The organism is Kitasatospora sp. NPDC036755, from assembly GCF_040636595.1.
Classification (GTDB): domain Bacteria; phylum Actinomycetota; class Actinomycetes; order Streptomycetales; family Streptomycetaceae; genus Kitasatospora.
Genome location: NZ_JBEZUT010000689.1, coordinates 1 through 1,325 on the forward strand (window position 1 = coordinate 1; position 1,325 = coordinate 1,325).

Annotated in this window: 3 protein-coding genes; all 3 read left to right on the forward strand. The window is 75.7% G+C overall.

The genetic code is table 11. From position 1 onward, the window contains the following. The coding region (locus tag AB0E96_RS41225; protein ID WP_359827975.1) for a sigma-70 family RNA polymerase sigma factor at positions 1-201 on the forward strand (201 nt) is incomplete at its 5' end. Between the two features lie 115 nt (positions 202-316). Next, a complete protein-coding gene (locus AB0E96_RS41230) occupies positions 317-712 on the forward strand; it encodes an STAS domain-containing protein (protein ID WP_359831975.1) in 396 nt (131 codons plus the stop codon). A gap of 128 nt (positions 713-840) precedes the next feature. Next, a complete protein-coding gene (locus AB0E96_RS41235; RefSeq protein WP_359831976.1) occupies positions 841-1,302 on the forward strand; it encodes an ATP-binding protein in 462 nt (153 codons plus the stop codon). Positions 1,303-1,325: the final 23 nt, after the last annotated feature.

Here is a 1,325-nt window from a genome sequence, read left to right on the forward strand (position 1 = left end):
GCCCGGGTGGAGGACCTGGTCGCGCTCAAGCCGCTGGTCGGCGCGCTGCCGGAGCGCGAGCGGCTGATCCTGTCGATGCGCTTCTGCGAGGACCTGACCCAGTCGCAGATCGGCGCCCGCCTGGGGCTGTCCCAGATGCACGTCTCCCGCCTGCTCTCCCGCACCCTGCGGCGCCTGCGCGAGGGCCTGGAAGAGGACTGACCGGGCGTCCGTCCGGAGCGCTCCACCGCGGCACCCGCCGGGCCGGCCCGGTCGGTTTGGCCGACCGGGCCGGCCTGCGTAGGGTCGGAACACATCCGACATCGAGGGGACGACGATGATGGCATCCGCCGACGACCCGGGAGACCTCGCCTTCGCGGTCTCCCCTCCGGGCGCGGACGCGGCGGTGGAGACCCGCACCACGGCGGACGGTTCGGTGGTGTGCGCCCTGACCGGCGACCTCGACATCGAGACCCTCGCCCCCGTGGCCGACGCGCTCACCGCGCTGGTCGCGCGACGCCCGCCGGTGATCGTGGTCGACCTGCGCCAGGTGGGGTTCTGCGACTCCTCCGGCCTGAACCTCCTCCTCCGGGTCCGCATGGAAGCGGGACGGGCGGGCCTGGAGCTGCGGCTCGCCGCGGTGGCCCCCACCGTCATGCGGGTCCTCGAACTGACCGGCGCGCGGACGGTATTCTCGCTCCACGAGTCGGTCGAGTCCGCCCTGGCGTGCTGAGCCGGAACGCCACGGCCCGTCCCCGGCAGCACAGGGGTCACGGACGGGGCCGGGAAACGGACATGATCCCGGACGCACGGGGAAGCCGAGCATCCGACACCGCCGTCGACCCGAAGGGGCGCCCTCACATGACGATGAGCCGGGGAACCCTGGACGGAGACCCGCAGCCGACCGGGCCCACCCTGCCCGCCGGGGGCCAGCGCCGACGGCTGTCGCTCGCCGGGATCCCGAAACCGGTCTCCCGGGCCCGGGCCTTCGCCGCCGGGGCGCTCGACGACTGGGGAACGAACCCACCGCGGCTCGCCGCGGACGTGGCGCTGGTGGTCGCGGAGCTCGTCGCCAACGCCATGCTGCACGGGGACGGCCCGTTGGAGCTGGTCCTGGACCTCACCCCGACCCGCCTCCGGGTCGAGGTCAGCGACCGCAGCCCGGTCCTGCCCGCCCCGCGCCGCCCGCACACGCCCGCCCTGCCCGGCGGCCACGGGCTGTTCGTCGTCGAGCGGATCGCCGACGGCTGGGGCGCCGCACCGCACGCCCTCGGCAAGTCGGTCTGGGCCGAGCTCGACCTCCGCCGCCTCGCGGCGTCCTGAGCCGCCGGGCGCGGGCCGCCGGG

Coding starts and splice junctions, on each gene's coding strand:
- AB0E96_RS41230 (WP_359831975.1), top strand. CDS start 317: ATGATGGCATCCGCCGACGACCCGGGAGACCTCGCCTTCGCGGTCTCC.
- AB0E96_RS41235 (WP_359831976.1), top strand. CDS start 841: ATGACGATGAGCCGGGGAACCCTGGACGGAGACCCGCAGCCGACCGGG.